The organism is Tabrizicola sp. T74 (assembly GCF_057219935.1).
The window spans coordinates 508083-524354 of the sequence record NZ_JBXVVT010000001.1; the positions used below are offsets into that span (position 1 = coordinate 508083).

A 16272-nucleotide genomic window follows, 5' to 3' on the forward strand; every position below is an offset into this window, starting at 1 on the left:
GCCTATAGCTTATTTGCATCAAGTGACACTGCCCTTCAGCCAGCGGAATTCGTTAACACTTTTCGCTGCCGGGCAGACTGGACCCAGTTGGTGAAGTTTTGGCTAATACCGTCGGGATTTGTCCGGAATTGCAGCGCCGATCAGACCAGCATGCCGCCGTCGCTATCGTCGCCTGCCTCTTCCAAAAGCCGGTCAAGATCGGGGATCGTGACGTGCCGGTTGCCTTCCAGGCTGATCACGCCGTCCCGCTTCAGCGCGCTGATCTGGCGGCTGACGGTTTCCAGGGTCAGGCCAAGGTAATCGGCCATCTCCTCGCGCGTCAGCGGCAGGTCGACCGACAGCCCGCCCGAAGCCCGGCGCAGGTGGAGGGCGGCGTCGCGCCGCGCGATGATCGAGATCAGCGAGGCGATCTTTTCCCGTGCAGTCTTGCGGCCCAGAAGCAGCATCCATTCCCGCGCCGCGTCCAGTTCGTCCAGCGTCATTTCAAGCAGGCGCTGGGCGACATGCGGGGTGGTCGTCATCAGGTCCTCGAACGGCTTCTTGCGGAAGCAGCACATCACCAGGTCGGTCGTCGCCGTCACGTCGAAGGCAGCCGTCGCGCGCCCCGGCCGCCCGACGAAATCCGACGGCAGCAGAAGGCCGACCATCTGGCGGCGGCCGTCTTCCATCGTTTGGGTCAGCGACGCAATCCCGCTGACAACCGAGCCCACGAATTCCATCCGGTCGCCCGACCAGATGATCGTCTGACCGGCCTGGAAACTGCGGTAGTACTTGATCTGCTCCAACCGGCTCAGCTCGTCGGTATCGCAGCGCGCACAGACTGCGCGGTGACGGATCGGGCAATCGCCGCACTGGATGTGGACGGAATGCTCGGTCATCAAGGTTCCTTCGTGTTGATCTGCATCAAGGTACACGTACCCCTGTCAACTATCCTAGACTGATGAGCCATGACCCGCAACTCGCCCGCCTCGGGCTATTCGACGCACGCGTGCCGCGCTACACGTCCTACCCGACTGCACCGCATTTCGGGCCGGACGTAGGCCCGCGCGACTTTGTCGACTGGATCGAGGCGGTTCCCGAACACAGCGAGATTTCGCTGTACCTGCACGTCCCCTTCTGTCGCAGGCTGTGCTGGTTCTGCGCCTGTCGCACGCAGGGTACCGCCTCGGACGAGCCGGTGCGGGCCTATGTCCAGACGCTGAAGGCCGAACTTGCCCTCTTGCGCAATCATCTGCCGCAGGGCGTGTCGCTGAGCCGGTTGCACTGGGGCGGGGGCACGCCGACGCTGCTCTCGGCCGATCTGATCCGGGAGCTGGCCGATACGATCCTGCAGGTCGCCCCGATGGCGGCGGGTGGGGAGTTTTCGGTCGAGATCGACCCGAACGAGATCGACGATGCCCGGCTGGACGCCCTGGCCGCGTCGGGCATGAACCGCGCCTCGATCGGGGTGCAGGACTTTGACCCGGTGATCCAGAAGGCCATCGGCCGCGACCAGGCCTATGAGCTGACGCGCGACGTGGCCTCGCGCATCCGCGACCGCGGTGTCGCCAGCCTGAACGCCGATATCCTTTATGGCCTGCCGTTCCAGACCGGCGCGCGCATCTCCGATTCTGTCCAGAAGCTCTTGACGCTGTCGCCCGACCGGGTCGCGCTATACGGCTATGCCCATGTTCCGTGGATGAGCCGGCGGCAGCAGATGATCCCCTCCGACGCCATGCCGACGCCCGAGGAACGCCTGTCGCTGTTCGAAACCGCGCGCCAGCTGTTCCTGTGGGACGGCTATGTCGAGGTGGGCATCGACCACTTTGCCCGACCCGAGGACGGCCTGGCCCGCGCCCTGCAGGCCGGAATGCTGCGCCGCAACTTCCAGGGCTATACCGACGACACGGCTGCGGCCCTGATCGGCCTGGGCGCGTCGTCGATCAGCCGCTTTCCGCAAGGGTTCGCGCAGAATGCTTCCGGCACGGCGGACCATACCAAGGCAATCCGCGCCGGGCAGTTTTCCACCCATCGCGGGCATGTCTTCCAGGGCGAGGACCTGTTGCGCGCCAGGATCATCGAAGCGCTGATGTGCGATTTTCGGGTGTCGCGGGTCGAGCTTCTGCAGAGTTTCGCGGTCACTGCCAACCGGATCGAGACCTTGTTCCGCATGGCGGTGGCCGAGTTCGGCGACATGGTGCGGATCACTGAAGACGGGCTCTTCATCCCCGAACGCGCGCGCCCGTTGACCCGGATGATCGCCCGGGTCTTCGACGCCTACGACAGCGCCCGGGCCAAGCATTCGGCTGCGATCTGACGGCCCCAACAGGTCAAATCGCACCCCGGCTGCGGTCCAGCTGGGTCAGCAGGTCGATCTGCCTCGGCAGGCAGACGGTCCGCAGGTCATAGCTTTCACGCGCCATCTGCCGGGCGGCCTCGCGCATCTGCGCGTATGCTTCGGGCCGGGCCAGCGCGTCAGTCAGGGCTGCCGACCAGGCCGGAACATCGAAGAAATCGACCAGACGCCCGTTCACCCCATCACGGATCGCTTCGGCCACCGGCGGGGTGTTGGAGCCGATCACCAGCGTCCCGGCAGCCAGGGTTTCCACCATCGACCAAGACAGGACGAACGGATAGGTCAGATAGGCGTGGACACGGCTGACGTGCATGAGGTCGACCAGCCGGTCATAGGGTACCCGCCCGGTGAAATGCACGCGGGACAGATCCAGCCGATCCTTCACCTCGTCCAGGATGACATCCTTCCAGGACCCGCCCCCCTTGGGCGGCTGGCCATAGCTGATCTCGTTGCCGCCGACGATCACGACCTGCGCCTCGGGCCGGGCGGCCAGCACATCGGGGAGGGCGCGCATGAAGATGTGGTAGCCGCGATAGGGTTCTAGGTTGCGGTTGACGAAGGTCAGCACCTCATCGCCCCGGCGCAGGGTCTGGCCGTTCGGCAGCACAAAGGTCGCGTCGGGGTTCGGGGCCAGCCGGTCGCAGTCGACCCCGTCGAAGATCACCTCCAGCTGGTTGCGCAGCGCGGGGGGGTGGGAACTGGCCTGCCACTGGGTCGGACTGACGCCGCCATCCGCGTGGACAAGGGCCTGCGCCATGTAGGCCGACCGCGACTGCGCGATCATCACCTGGTCGAAGCCCGTCGCCTGAAACTCGGGATCAAAGCCGGTGTCGGCCCCGACGCCGCGATAGTAGAATTCGGCGAAGATCAGCAGTTTCGCCTCGGGCCAGATCTCTTTCAGGAACAGCGTCTCGCCCCAGCCGGAATGGCCGTAGATCACGTCCGGCACGTAGCCCTCGGCGCGCAGCTTGCGGGCAAAGCGGGCGACGGCGACGCCGCGGTCGCTCATCACGGTGAAGTTGCGGCCAAGGCGCGTGGCCTGCGGGTCAACAGTCTGCGGCTTGTAGGTGTAGCGCAGGGTCGGGACCTCGGACGTCTTGTCATTGGCCACATCGGTGATCGCCCGCACATCATGCCCCCGACGCTGCATCTCGGGCGCGAGGTACAGGAACTGGCCGGGAAAGTTCTGGTGGACGAAAAGCAGCTTCAACGCGTCAGGCTCCGAAGGCGGCGGCCATCAGAGCTTTGGTATAGGGGGTTTGCGGATTGGTAAACACGGCCTCGCAATCGCCGGATTCGACGACGTCGCCCGCCTGCATCACCATGACCTTGTGCGCCATGGCGCGGATCACCCGCAGGTCGTGGCTGATGAAGATGAACGCGAGGCCCCATTTCCGCTGCAGCTCGCGCAACAGCTCCACGATCTGCACTTGCACGGTCATGTCGAGCGCGCTGGTCGGCTCGTCCAGCACCACAAGCTTGGGCCGCAGGATCATCGCCCGGGCGATGGCGATGCGCTGGCGCTGGCCGCCACTGAATTCGTGCGGATAGCGCTGCATGGTGGCGGGGTCGAGGCCCACCTCGCGCATGATCTCGGCGACCATCTCCTCGCGGTTGCGGCCCGGCTCGACGCCGTGGACGCCCAGACCCTCGGCGATGATCTCGGCCACCGTCATCCGGGGCGAGAGGCTGCCGTAGGGGTCCTGGAACACGATCTGCATGTCACGCCGCAGCGCGCGCAGGTCGGACCGTCCCAGCCCCTGCAGGTCACGGCCCAGGAAGGTCACCTTGCCGGTGGATTCGATCAGCCGCAGGATCGCCAAGGCCAGCGTCGTCTTGCCCGAGCCGCTTTCGCCGACGATGCCCAGCGTCTCACCGGCGCGGACGGACAGGGTCGCTTCGTTCACCGCCTTCACATGGCCGACGGTGCGCTTCAGAAGGCCGCGCTGGATCGGGAACCAGATGCGGAGGGCATCGGTCCGCACCACCTCGGCCGCGTCGGCGGGCACGGGCGAGGGTCCACCCTTCTGCTCGGCCGCCAGCAGTTTCTGCGTATAGGGGTGCTGAGGGTTGCCGAAGATTTCAGCCGTCCGGCCCTGTTCGACGATCTCGCCGCCCTGCATCACGCAGACCCGGTCGGCGATCCGGCGGACGATGCCAAGGTCATGGGTGATGAACAGAAGCGAAAGCCCCTCGGCCCGCTTCAGATCGGCCAAGAGGTCCAGGATCTGCGCCTGGATCGTCACGTCCAGCGCAGTGGTGGGTTCGTCCGCCACCAGAAGTTCCGGCCCGTTCGCCAAGGCCATCGCGATCATCACCCGCTGCCGCTGCCCGCCTGACAGCTGGTGCGGATAGGCCCCAAGGCGGCTTTCGGCTTCCCGGATGCCGACCTTGCCCAGAAGCTCGATAATCCGCGCCCGGGCGGCATCGCCCGTCAGCCCCTGGTGCAGCATGAGGCTTTCGGCCAGCTGCTTTTCGATGGTGTGCAGCGGGTTCAGGCTGGTCATCGGCTCCTGAAAGATGAAGCTGATGTCGTTGCCCCTGACCTTGCGCAACTCACTCTCGGACGCGCCGACCATTTCCTTGCCCAGGTAGGTCACCGAGCCCGCGACTTCGGCATTGTCGGACAACAGCCCAACGGTCGACAGCGCGGTCACCGACTTGCCCGACCCGCTTTCGCCGACCAGCGCAACCGTCTCGCCCTTGGCCACGGAAAAGGATACGCCCTTTACCGCCGGAATGACCCGCCCGTCCTGCCGGAACGAGACCGTCAGGCCCTTGACCTCCAACACGCTCATCTGAAGGTCTTCCTTGGGTCGAAGGCGTCACGGATCCCTTCGAAGATGAAGACCAGCAGCGACAGCATGATCGCGAAGGTGAAGAAGGCGACAAAGGCCAGATGCGGCGCCTGCAGGTTCTGCTGCGCCTGACGGGTCAGCTGACCGAGGGAGGGCAAGCTGGTGGGCAGACCGAAGCCCAGGTAGTCAAGGCCGGCCAACGTGCCGATGACCCCGGTGATCCCGAAGGGCAGAAGCGTCAGCGTGGCGACCAGCGCGTTCGGCAGGACGTGGCGGAACATGATGTGCCAGTCGGACACGCCCAGCGCCTTGGCGGCGCGGACATATTCGAAGTTCCGCGCGCGCAGGAATTCGGCCCGGACCACGCCGACCAGGCCGGTCCAGCCGAAGATCACCAACAGGAACACCAATAACCAGAAACTCTTCGCCCAGATCGCGGTCAGGATGATGATGACGTACAGCGTCGGGACCGAGGACCAAAGCTCGATGAACCGCTGGAACAGAAGGTCGGTCAACCCGCCGAAATAGCCCTGCACGGCGCCAGCGGCGACGCCGATGACCGTGGTCAGGAAGGTCACGATCAGCGCGAAGGTGACCGAGAGGCGGAAGCCGTAGATTACCCGCGCCAGCACGTCGCGGCTGGTGTCGTCGGTGCCGAGCCAGTTCTGCGCCGAGGGCGGGCCGGGGGCGACCCCGCCGGTGTCGACGATGGTGTTGTAGCGGTAGGGAATGATCGGCCAGACCATCCAGCCCGCCGTCACCGCCTGCCCTGCGGCAGTGCCCTTTTCCTCGACCTCGGCCCGGATGCCTTCGGGGTCGTCCCAGCAGTCCAGCGATCCGCCCGATACGATCAGGCATTGCACTTCGGGGGTGGAATAGTCCGCCTCGGTCCGCAGGTCGCCGCCAAAGGCCGTCTCGGGGTAGAACTTGAAGACCGGCATGTAGTAGCCGCCGTCGTATTTCACCAGGACCGGCCGGTCGTTGGCGATGAACTCGGCGAAGAGCGACAGGCCGTACAGGACCAGAAGGATCCACAGCGACCAAAAGGCCCGCCGGTTGCCCTTGAAGTTGCGCCAGCGGCGTTGGTTGAGGGCGGACAGCGCCATCAGGAACGCCTTTCAAAGTCGATCCGGGGGTCGACCAGCACATACATCAGGTCGGACAGGATGCCGACGACCAGGCCGATCAGGCCGAAGGCAAAGAGCGTGCCGAAGATCACCGGATAGTCGCGTTCCACCGCCGACTTGAAGCCAAGCTGGCCCAGGCCATCGAGCGAGAAGATCACCTCGATCAGAAGGCTCGACCCAAAGAAGACCGACAGGAACAGCCCCGGAAAGCCCGCGATCACGATCAGCATGGCGTTGCGGAAGACATGGCCGTACAACACGCGCGCCTCGGACAGGCCCTTGGCGCGGGCGGTCAGGACATACTGCTTCTTGATCTCGTCCAGGAAGCTGTTCTTGGTCAGCAGGGTCAGCACCGCAAAGGCCGAGATCAGCTGCGCCGTCACCGGCAGCGTGATGTGCCAGAGGTAGTCGACGATCTTGCCCCAAAGGCTCAGTTCCGCCCAGTTGTCGCTGGTCAGGCCGCGCAGGGGGAACCACTGGAAATAGGACCCGCCGGCGAAGACCACCATCAGCATGATCGCGAACAGGAACCCCGGGATCGCATAGGCGGCAATGATGATGCCGGAGGTCCAGGTGTCAAAGCTTGACCCGTCGCGCACCGCCTTGCGGATGCCCAGGGGGATCGAGACAAGGTAGGCGATCAGCGTCGACCAGAGGCCGAGCGTGATCGAAACCGGCATCTTTTCCAGCACCAGATCGACCACGCTGATCGACCGGAAGTAGCTTTCTCCGAAGTCCAGGGTCAGGTACTTGCCCATCATGATGAAAAAGCGTTCGACCGCCGGGATCTGCTCTTTCCGGCATTCCGGGGCCGAGATCGACGGCTCGCCGGTAAAGCCTTCGTCGCAGACGATGCGGGCGAAACCGAACTGGACCTCCAGCCGGGCCAGGAATTCGGGCGGCAGGCCGCGGGCGCCGACATAGCCGCCGTCTTCTTCCTGTATCCCGCCGCCCTCGGTGCCAGAGATGTTCTGGATCGAGTCGCCTTCGCCCTCGAACCGGGCCTGGATCTGTTCGATTGGCCCGCCGGGGACAAACTGGATCAGCGCGAAGTTGATCAGCATGACCCCGAACAGCGTCGGGATCACCAGCAGCAAGCGGCGAAGGATGTAGGCGCCCAAGGTCCCTGCCCGTTCCTTGTTACTTCAACACGCCCTTGGCCTTCAGCGCGTCGGCTTTTTCGGCGTTGTACCACCAGATCGACAGTTCGCCCAGAGCATAGGGGGGCAGCGGGTCGGGACGTTCGTACATGTTGTAGTAGGCGACCCAGTTGTCACGCTTGTAGTAGCGCGGGACGATCACGAATTCGGACCGCAGCACCCGGTCCAGCGCCTTGATGACCGTCGTCAGTTCCTGACGGCTGGTTGCACCTTCGGCAAGGTCCAGAATCCGGTCGACCGCCGGGTTGGCATAGCCCATCCGGTTGCGGCTGGAGTTGTCCTTGGCGACGGACGCCCAGGCCTGTTTCAGGACGCCACCCGGCTCCAGCCCGCCATTTACCACCGTCGTCGGCAGGGCATCGAAGTCGAAGTTCGGCGGGCTGGCGCGTTCTTGCAGCTGCGGGTCGTCGATGATGTCAAAGCTTGCGTCCACGCCCAGCGCGCGGAGGTTTTCTACGTAGGCGTTCATCACCGGCAAGAGGTCGGTTCGCGAATGGACCATCTCCATCTTCAGCGTCTTGCCGTCCTTCCGGCGCAGCCCGTCGTCGCCAACGGTCCAGCCAGCCTCGTCCAGCAGGGCCGACGCAGCGCGCAGGTTCTTGCGGTCCAGGTTGTTCGCATCGGATGAGACCGACCCCATCTTCACTTCATCGGTCAGGATGTTTGCGGGCAGCAGGCCCTCATCGACCAGGGGCTGCAGGATCGCCACCTCATCGGGGCCGGCAACGCCCGTCGCCGCCATTTCCGAGTTTTCCCAGATCGAGTTGACCCGTGCGAACAGCCCGTAGAACAGCGCCTTGTTCGACCATTCGAAGTTGAACACCAGCCCCAGAGCCTCACGGACCTTGGGGTCCTGGAACTGCGGGCGGCGCAGGTTGAAGATGATCGACTGCCCGCCCGCGATGTTCCCCGAGGGGATGACTTCGGTCTTCACATCGCCGGACTGCACGGTCGGGAAGGCATAGTCATTGGCCCAGCGTTTCGGCAGCGATTCCACGCGGAAGGTGTAGACCCCCGCCTTGAACGCCTCCATCGCTGCATTGTCGTCGCCGAAGTATTCGATCCGGATGCGGTCGAAATTGTTCTGGCCGACGTTCAGCGGATGCTTTTCGCCCCAATAATCCTCGTCACGCTTGTAGATGACCTGCTGGCCGGGCTTGAAGCTTTCCAGCACATAGGGGCTGGTGCCGAGGAAGGGCTCCAGGCTCGACTTCTCCAGGTCGCGGTTGTTGTCCATGTAGTGTTTTTTGGAGAAGATCGGCGAACTGCCCGCCTGTGCCGGCATGTCGCGGAACGGGGTGCCGGGGGCGAAGGTGAACTTGATCCGGTAGGGGTCCAGGATCTCGACCGACTGGAACTTTTCATTCGCGACGGCGCGGAATTCCGGAATGCCCTTGTCGCGGAATATCTCATAGCTGAACAGCACGTCTTCCGCCGTGAAGGGCGTACCATCCGAGAAGGTCACGTCCTTGCGCAGGTTGAAGATCACCCAGGACCGGTCCTCGGGGTATTCCATCGTCTCGCACAGAAGGCAGTAGGCGGCGCTGACGTCGTCCAGCGTGCCGGACAGGATGGATTCGTAGAAGATCGAGGACAGGGCGGCCGAATTGCCCGCGATGGTGTAGGGGTTGAAGCTGTCGAAGGACCCGGGAGCCCACTGGCTGATCTCGCCGCCCTTGGGGGCATTGGGGTTGACGTAAGGCAGATGCGTGAAGTCGGCCGGAAGCGCCAGGTCACCGAAGGTGGAAATCCCGTGCGACTTGATGACCGTCTCGGCGCGGGCCGGAATTGCCAGGGCTGCGAGCGCCAGGATCAGCGAACCCGCCGTGACCAGCCGACCAACCGGGGACCCGGCCACCATTGTCCGTGCTGCACTCCGATCGCCTGTCCGCATCCTTCGCCCTCCCCAAGGTTCAGCCCGAACCATTCATTTATGCTATTTCCAGCTTTGTCGAGCCAACAAGCCGCGATTGTGCAGCGAGATTTCGTGAGCGCAAACAAGAAAGCCGCCCGGGTGGGCGGCTTTGCATCTTTCGGAAGCGGCAGAAGATCAGGGATTCGCTGCCATGTAGGCGATGACGTTGGCGCGGTCTTCCGGCTTGGGCAGACCGGCAAAGGCCATCTTGGTGCCGGGGATCGCCTTCTTCGGGTTTTCAAGGAAGGCAAACAGCGCCTCGGGCGTCCAGGGCTCTGCCGACAGGGCGGCCATCGCATCGGAATAGGCAAAGCCCGCAGCGGCGGCATGGTTGCGCCCGACCACGCCGTTCAGATGGGGACCAACGCCGTCCGAGCCGTCCAGCTTGTGGCAGGACCCGCATTTCTTGAACACCGCCTCGCCCGCAACCGGATCAGCCACGGCCATCAGCGCCGCGACATCGACCACTTCGGCCTCGCCTTCGGCCGGCGCCGCCTCTTCCCCGGTGTCGATCGAATAGGCCTGGGTGATCTCGCCCTCGGCATGTTCGCCGCCATGGCCCTTGCCGCCCACGGTGTAAAGGCCGTCGCCCGCCCAGTTCACCAGCATCAGAACCAGAAGCGAGCCGCACACCGCGCCCACCGCCTTGGTCATCGTCATCGTGTCGAACATGGGTCTCACCTGTCTGGGGTCTGAAGTTGCGCGGTATGTATCCGCTTCCCCCGCCCGGTTTCAAGGTGTAGACGCGCGACGAAACGCCCCGTGGGGCAGGTTTTCGACAGGGGATGACGCCAGATGGTCGGTCGCATCGCATTTCAGGGCGAACTCGGGGCCTATTCGCACCAGGCCTGCCAGCAATCGCGCCCGGATTTCGAAGCGGTTCCAAGCACGACCTTCGAGGAAGTGGTGGACAAGGTCGCCCGCGGTGAGGTCGACCTCGGGATGCTCGCGGTCGAGAATTCGACCTATGGCCGGGTGGCGGATGTGCATTCCCTGCTGCCGCGGTCCGGGCTGCACATCATCGATGAGGCCTTTGTCCGGGTGCATGTGAACCTTCTGGGCGTGAAAGGTGCGCGGCTGGAGGACGTGCAGGAAGCGCATGGCCATGTGGTCATCCTGCCGCAATGCGCGGGCTTCCTGAAGTCGCATGGCATCAAGGGCAAGGTCAGCAGCGATAACGCCCGCGCCGCGCGAGAAGTGGCCGAGGGCAAGGACAAGACCCGCGCCGCGCTGGCCAGCGAACTTGCGGCGGAAATCTACGGGCTGGATGTCCTCGCACGGCACATCGAGGACCAGGCGAACAACACGACCCGCTTTCTGGTGATGTCGCGCACCCCCGATCTGACGCGCCGCGGCACGGGGAAGATGATCACCACCTTCACCTTCCGCGTCCGCAACATTCCTGCCGCGCTGTACAAGGCGCTGGGGGGCTTTGCGACCAACGGCGTGAACATGACCAAGCTGGAAAGCTACATGGTCGGCGGCACTTTCACCGCGACGGAATTCTACGCCGACATCGAAGGCCACCCCGAGGATCCGAACGTCGCCCTTGCGCTGGAAGAATTGCGCTATTTCACCTCGGAGGTGCGCATCCTGGGCGTCTATCCCGCTGACCGCGAACGCGGCTAGCTTACGTTGGCCTGGCTGCGGGCATAGCGTTCCCGGACCCGGCCGGCGATCCGCTCCAGCCCCTTCTCGAACCGGGCCTGCGCCCGGCCCTTGGCCAGACGCAGCGTGTTGATGAACAGCCGGGCCGCCAGCGTCTTGGGCTTGATTTCCAGGTCAAGCCGCAACCGGCTGCGGCGGGGCGAAAGCACCATGACCTCGAACCGGGTCGTGCCCTCGACCGACGGGCCGTCCAGCGACAGGGTCATGTCCTTGTCCGGCGTCAGCTCGATGATCCGCACCTGGACCTTCCGCGACTTGCCACGAAAGTGCCCCCGGACCCGCCATTCGGCCCCGACCCCCGCCTCGGGCGTTCCGGGCGGGCGTTCCACGTCGACCCCGGTGCGGACGGCCTCACGCTCCCAGGCTTGATGATCGTTCAAGGCAGCAAAGACAAAGGCCGCAGGCACTTCCAGATCGGTCTTGGCCGTCAGTTTCATCGTTACTCCAGAAGCTCGCGCAGGGTCGGATCAACCGAATAGCAGCTAGATTGGGTCAATCAAGCCGATCCGCAAGCCAATTGCGCAGAATGAAGTGCGCAATTGCGCCTTTCCGGCTGGGCTTTATTGTTGGATGCCGCCCGGCGAATGCCTGCACCAGCTCTTCGCGGCTGACCCAGATCGCGGCCTCAAGTTCGTCCGGATCAACCTTGATTGCGCTGCTGGTGGCCTCGCAGCGCGCGCCGATCATCAGCGAGGCGGGGAACGGCCAGGGCTGGCTGGCCAAATAGGTGACCGCCCCGCAGGTGACGCCGGTTTCTTCCAGCACCTCGCGGCGCACGGCGGCCTCGATCGTCTCGCCAGGCTCGACAAAGCCCGCCAGCAGGGAGAACATCCCCTCGGGCCAGCCGGGGCTGCGGCCCAGAAGCACCGAGTTGCCCCGGGTGACCAGCATGATGACCACCGGATCGGTGCGCGGGAAATGCTGGGCGCCACAGGCCGGACAGCTGCGCTGCCAGCCGCCCTGCGCCATGTCGGACCGGGAACCGCAGGTGGAACAGAACCCATGGCTTTTGTGCCACTGCACCAAGGCCTTGCCGGTCGCCACAAGCTCGGCCTCGCGCGGGTCGAGAAGGGTCATCACGCCGCGCAGTTCGGTGAAGCCTGCCGCACCGGGCAGCGCCGGATGATGCTGCACCGTCCGGTCGAAGAAACCCGCCTCGGGCGCATCTGCGCCGGCTTCCGGCGCCCAGTCCGACAGGTCGGCCGCGAAGCGTGGGGTCCCGGCATCCATCCCCAGAAATATCGGCGGCTCGGCCAGCGCCAGCATCGGATGATCCGCCGGAACCCAGGCCAGCCGATCCCCGGCGACCAGGGGCTTGCCACGCCAGATCGGCAGCACCGTGCCGTGCCCAAGCGCGGTGGCCAGACCCTCGGAATCCCGCCGCATCCCGGCATGCCGGTCCAGTCCGGACCCGCCAAAAGTTACCGTTTCCGCGATCTGCATGATGACCCGTCTTTCCCAAATAAGCCCACGCCGGCCGGCCCTGCAGAGCCAACACCGTGATCAGGATTGAATGCAATCGGCAATCGCACAACCATCGCGTGAATAACGACAATTTGCCATAACATTGACACAACCAAAGGGGTAGATCGTTCCCGTAAAGCGTGCATTACTGATGGTGAGAACGTCGTCCCTGGCCGATTAGCAGACAATTCGCTGGAAGTTTCATGTACCAAGTTCCCTCCGTTGCGGTCGTACCTGCCCCTTCCCCGGACTTGCCAGAGGCTGACCTCCAGGCATCAGGCACTACCCCGCTGCGCGCCAAGGTTCCGCGCCACGTTGCGAGAGCCGCGCTGCGGCTGATTGCGACCAGCGACCTGCACGCCAGCCTGATGCCCTACGACTATTGCGCGAACCGGCCGAACTCCAGCATGGGGCTTGGCGCGATATCCCGGCAGATCGCCGAAGCTCGGGGCGAGGCGCCGAATTGCCTGTTGTTCGACAATGGCGACTTCCTGCAGGGCAGTCCAATCGCCGACTTTGCCGCCACCGCGCGGCGGCGGCGGGCGCATCCGGTGATCACGGCGCTGAACACGCTCGGCTATGACGCCGCCACGCTTGGCAATCACGAATTCGACTACGGCCTGCATTTTCTGTCGCAGGCGCTGACCGAGGCCCGCTTTCCGGTCGTATCGGCGAACATCGCCCGCAGGCTGGGCCGAAGCCCGGCGCATGACGATACGCTGGTTCCCCCCTTTGCGATCCTGCGCCGCCACATCACCGACCATGCCGGAAAGGCGCACCTGATCCGCGTCGGCGTGATCGGCTTTGCGCCGCCGCAGATCCAGGAATGGGACCGCGACACGCCGGACGGAGGCGTCCTGACCCGTGACATCCTGGCCGCTGCCCAGATCTGGCTGCCCCGACTGCGCGCCCGCGGTGCCGACATCATCGTGGCGCTGGCCCATACCGGGATCGGCGACCTCGACCCGAAAAGCGGCACCGAGAACGCCGCGACAGCCCTGGCTGCCCTGCCCGAGGTCGACGCCGTCGTTGCTGGCCACAGCCACCAGGTCTTTCCGGGGCCGGACATCCCTGCCTCGGAAGCGGTCGACCCCATAGCCGGGCGCCTGGCCGGCAAACCTGCCGTGATGCCGGGGCACTCGGCAAGCCATATTGGGATCATCGATCTGGAACTGGAACGCTGCACCTCGGGCCCGCGGCGCTGGCGGGTCGTCGATGCCCGGACCCGGGTCGGCATGCGCCGCGCTGCCCCCTTGTCCGCCACGCCGGCCCTGCACCAGGCGCTGGCCCCGGACCACCGCGCGACGCTGGCCTGGTCACGCCGGCATCTGGGCGAAAGCCTGGTGCCTTTGCACACCCATTTCGCCACCGTCGCACCCTCGGCCGCGCTGAATCTGATCGCCGAAGCCAAGGTGACCCATGTCCGGGAGGCGCTTGCCGGAAGCCCCTTGGAAAGCCTGCCCATCCTGTCCTCGGCAACGCCGTTCCGGACCGGCGGGCGCAGCGGCCCGGCGAACTTTACCGACATTCCGGCAGGCCCGCTGCGGATGCGCAACCTGTCCGACCTCTACCCCTTCCCCAACACGCTGGTGACGCTGAAGCTGTCCGGAGCCGACCTCGCCGACTGGCTGGAACGCGCGGCGACGGTCTTCAACCGGATCGAGCCGGGCGCCACCGATGCGCCACTGCTGAACGCCGACATCCCGGGCTTTACCTTCGAGACAATCCCGCAGCTCGACTATGCCTTCGACCTCAGCCAGCCGGCCCGCTTTGACGCACAGGGCTTTCTGCTGAACCCCAATGCCCGGCGGATCGTCGGCTTATCCTACAACGGCCGTGCGGTCCGCGACGAGGACCAGTACCTTCTGGTGACCAACACGCACCGGGCCGGGCGCGCGCGTCTGCAGGGCTCCAGCGCCGAGGTGAACGTGGTGTTCACCGACGGGGCAAGGGTGCAGACCGTCATCGCCACGCACTTGCAGCGCAGGAACCCGCTCACCGGCCCGTTCCGGCGCAACTGGCACTTCCTGCCGATGCCCGGCACCAGCGTCACCATCGCCGCCGGAGAAGGCGCCGCGCAGCACCTCGCCGACATTGACGCCTTCCGCCCGGTCGCGCTGGGCCAGGGCGGCGACGGCTTTAGCCACTACCGGCTGCACCTCTGATCGGCTATGGCTCCGCTTCGGAGGCCATGATGTACGACGCCATTTTCTTCGATCTGGACGGCACGCTGATCGACACCGAAAGCATCGCGCTTGCTACGGGCATGGCTGCCTTTGCCGCGCATGGCCACCCGGTCGACCATGCCTTCATGCACGGCCTGGTGGGCAAGGACGAGCCGACCGCAGCACGCATCATTCGTGCGGCCATGCCGGGAGTTGACCTTGATGCCGTGAACCGGCACTGGCGCAAGGGGTTCAACGACGGGGTCGACGCCGGGCTGGACCTGAAGGCCGGCGTCCGCGACCTCTTGTCGGCTTTGTCGCTGCCCCTGGCCATCGTCACTTCGACCGGACGGACCGGCGCGCATTACAAGCTGGGCATCGCCGGGATCGCCGAGGCCTTCACCCATGTCGTGACGCTGGACGATGTGCGCGCGCCGAAACCCGACCCCGAGCCCTATCTGCTGGCCGCGACGCTGTTCGGCATCCCGCCCGGACGCTGCCTCGTCTTCGAGGACAGCGAAACCGGGGCGGAGGCTGCCCACCGCGCCGGGTGCACCGTGGTGCAGGTCCCCGACATCGTGCCAAGCGAGGGGCGCTGGGCGCACCACCTTGCCCCCGACCTCTTGACCGGCGCGCGGATGGCGGGGCTGCTCTAGTCGCGGGACCTAGGCCTTCCGCGCGCGGATCTCGCAGAGGCAGGACACCGGCTCGCCGTGGTTGCGCTCGACCTCGGCCTCGGGGGTCAGCTTGTCCATCGCTCGGGCCAGGTCGATGTCCAGCTGGCTGATCCCGTGGCAGTCATGGGTGGTCAGAGTCACGTCGACCACGTTGTAGACATTCTTCCATTCCGGATGGTGGTTCAGCTTTTCCGCCGCCAGCGCCGCGCGGGACATGAAGCCCCAGGCCTGGCTGAAATTGCGGAACTTCCAGACCTTGCGGATCGCGTCCTGGCCCGGCACGGCGGCCCAGCCGGTTTCGGCCAGGGGCGGCAAGGCGGTCTTGCGGTCGGCTTCGGGAAGAAGCGGGGTCATGTCCGGGCCTCCGGGATCAGGGCGTTGTCCTTGGCGTTGGCTGCCTGAAGTGCGGGCCGATCCTTCAGCCTGGCCCAGTAGGCCTCCAGCACCGGGTTCGCCGGGATGGTCTTGAACTGCAGCCCCCACCCCACCTGGCTGCCCAGATAGACATCCGCCGCCGTGAACCGGCCATCGGCGACATAGTCGTGCCGCTGCAGATGCCCGGACAAGGTACGGGTCACGGCCTCAAGACTGCCATAGCCCGTGCGACCTGCCTCTTGCGGGCTGCCAGGCTTCCAGCCGAACGAGCTGTTGACCACGGCCTGCTCCAGAGGTCCCGCCCCGAAGAACATCCAGCGGAAGAAGGCGGCCTTGTCTTGCGCCATCAGGCCTGCGTCCGGGAAGGTCATCGCAAGATAGGTGCAGATCGCCGCCACTTCGGTCACCACCGATCCGTCATGGACAATTGCCGGCACCTTGCCCATCGGGTTGACGGCCAGATAGTCGGGCGCCTTCATCGAGGTGCCGTAGTCCAGCACCACCGTCTCATAAGGCTGGCCGATCTCTTCCAGCATCCAGCGGGCAATCCGGCCGCGCGACATCGGGTTGGTGTAGAAGGTAATCATC

The 16272-nt window shown here is 65.2% G+C and carries 15 protein-coding genes; 4 read left to right on the plus strand and 11 right to left on the minus strand.

The window, feature by feature from the left end; genetic code table 11:
* Positions 1-140 precede the first annotated feature (140 nt).
* Positions 141-878, minus strand: a complete 738-nt coding sequence (gene fnrL / locus AC2EAL_RS02680) for a transcriptional regulator FnrL (protein ID WP_484722620.1) — start codon at positions 876-878, stop codon at positions 141-143.
* A gap of 62 nt (positions 879-940) precedes the next feature.
* Here fnrL and hemN point away from each other — a divergent pair, with 62 nt between their 5' ends.
* Entirely contained in the window at positions 941-2296 is a 1356-nt protein-coding gene (gene hemN, locus AC2EAL_RS02685; protein WP_484722621.1) for an oxygen-independent coproporphyrinogen III oxidase, read from the plus strand.
* 13 nt (positions 2297-2309) lie between these two features.
* On the opposite strand, the gene AC2EAL_RS02690 is transcribed toward hemN, so the two are convergent.
* The 6 genes from AC2EAL_RS02690 to AC2EAL_RS02715 all read right to left on the minus strand — a co-directional run bounded on the left by AC2EAL_RS02690 (position 2310) and on the right by AC2EAL_RS02715 (position 10007).
* Positions 2310-3545: a glycosyltransferase gene (locus AC2EAL_RS02690; protein ID WP_484722622.1), complete on the minus strand. Its 1236-nt coding sequence runs from the start codon at positions 3543-3545 to the stop codon at positions 2310-2312.
* Between the two features lie 4 nt (positions 3546-3549).
* A complete protein-coding gene (locus AC2EAL_RS02695) occupies positions 3550-5133 on the minus strand; it encodes an ABC transporter ATP-binding protein (RefSeq protein WP_484722623.1) in 1584 nt (527 codons plus the stop codon).
* Positions 5130-6239, minus strand: coding sequence for an ABC transporter permease (locus AC2EAL_RS02700; protein ID WP_484722624.1), 1110 nt, complete (start codon positions 6237-6239; stop codon positions 5130-5132). The genes AC2EAL_RS02695 and AC2EAL_RS02700 overlap by 4 nt, the downstream gene beginning before the upstream one ends.
* A complete protein-coding gene (locus AC2EAL_RS02705) occupies positions 6239-7381 on the minus strand; it encodes a microcin C ABC transporter permease YejB (RefSeq protein WP_484722625.1) in 1143 nt (380 codons plus the stop codon). The genes AC2EAL_RS02700 and AC2EAL_RS02705 overlap by 1 nt, the downstream gene beginning before the upstream one ends.
* Before the next feature lie 19 nt (positions 7382-7400).
* Positions 7401-9314, minus strand: coding sequence for an extracellular solute-binding protein (locus AC2EAL_RS02710; RefSeq protein ID WP_484722626.1), 1914 nt, complete (start codon positions 9312-9314; stop codon positions 7401-7403).
* 156 nt (positions 9315-9470) lie between these two features.
* The gene (locus tag AC2EAL_RS02715) at positions 9471-10007 is read right to left on the minus strand and encodes a c-type cytochrome (protein ID WP_484722627.1); all 537 of its coding nucleotides are present in this window, start codon (positions 10005-10007) and stop codon (positions 9471-9473) included.
* A 123-nt stretch (positions 10008-10130) separates the two neighbouring features.
* On the opposite strand from AC2EAL_RS02715, the gene AC2EAL_RS02720 reads away from it, so the two are divergent.
* Positions 10131-10964: a prephenate dehydratase gene (locus tag AC2EAL_RS02720; protein WP_484722628.1), complete on the plus strand. Its 834-nt coding sequence runs from the start codon at positions 10131-10133 to the stop codon at positions 10962-10964.
* Here AC2EAL_RS02720 and AC2EAL_RS02725 read toward each other — a convergent pair.
* Both AC2EAL_RS02725 and nudC read right to left on the minus strand, forming a co-directional pair.
* On the minus strand, positions 10961-11440 hold the full coding sequence (locus AC2EAL_RS02725; protein WP_484722629.1) for an SRPBCC family protein: 480 nt from the start codon (positions 11438-11440) through the stop codon (positions 10961-10963). The two genes, AC2EAL_RS02720 and AC2EAL_RS02725, sit on opposite strands and share 4 nt — an antisense overlap.
* A 55-nt stretch (positions 11441-11495) precedes the next feature.
* Positions 11496-12446, minus strand: a complete 951-nt coding sequence (gene nudC / locus AC2EAL_RS02730; RefSeq protein WP_484722630.1) for an NAD(+) diphosphatase — start codon at positions 12444-12446, stop codon at positions 11496-11498.
* Between the two features lie 272 nt (positions 12447-12718).
* Here nudC and AC2EAL_RS02735 point away from each other — a divergent pair, with 272 nt between their 5' ends.
* Positions 12719-14632, plus strand: coding sequence for a bifunctional 2',3'-cyclic-nucleotide 2'-phosphodiesterase/3'-nucleotidase (locus tag AC2EAL_RS02735; RefSeq protein WP_484722631.1), 1914 nt, complete (start codon positions 12719-12721; stop codon positions 14630-14632).
* A gap of 29 nt (positions 14633-14661) precedes the next feature.
* Entirely contained in the window at positions 14662-15288 is a 627-nt protein-coding gene (locus AC2EAL_RS02740; RefSeq protein ID WP_484722632.1) for an HAD family hydrolase, read from the plus strand.
* Positions 15289-15297: 9 nt separating this feature from the next.
* Here AC2EAL_RS02740 and AC2EAL_RS02745 read toward each other — a convergent pair whose 3' ends face one another.
* Both AC2EAL_RS02745 and AC2EAL_RS02750 read right to left on the minus strand, forming a co-directional pair.
* Positions 15298-15663 carry a 4a-hydroxytetrahydrobiopterin dehydratase gene (locus tag AC2EAL_RS02745; protein WP_484722633.1) on the minus strand — a complete coding sequence of 122 codons (366 nt, stop codon included), beginning with the start codon at positions 15661-15663 and terminating at the stop codon, positions 15298-15300.
* The gene (locus AC2EAL_RS02750) at positions 15660-16271 is read right to left on the minus strand and encodes a glutathione S-transferase family protein (RefSeq protein WP_484722634.1); all 612 of its coding nucleotides are present in this window, start codon (positions 16269-16271) and stop codon (positions 15660-15662) included. The genes AC2EAL_RS02745 and AC2EAL_RS02750 overlap by 4 nt, the downstream gene beginning before the upstream one ends.
* Between the last annotated feature and the right edge of the window lies 1 nt (position 16272).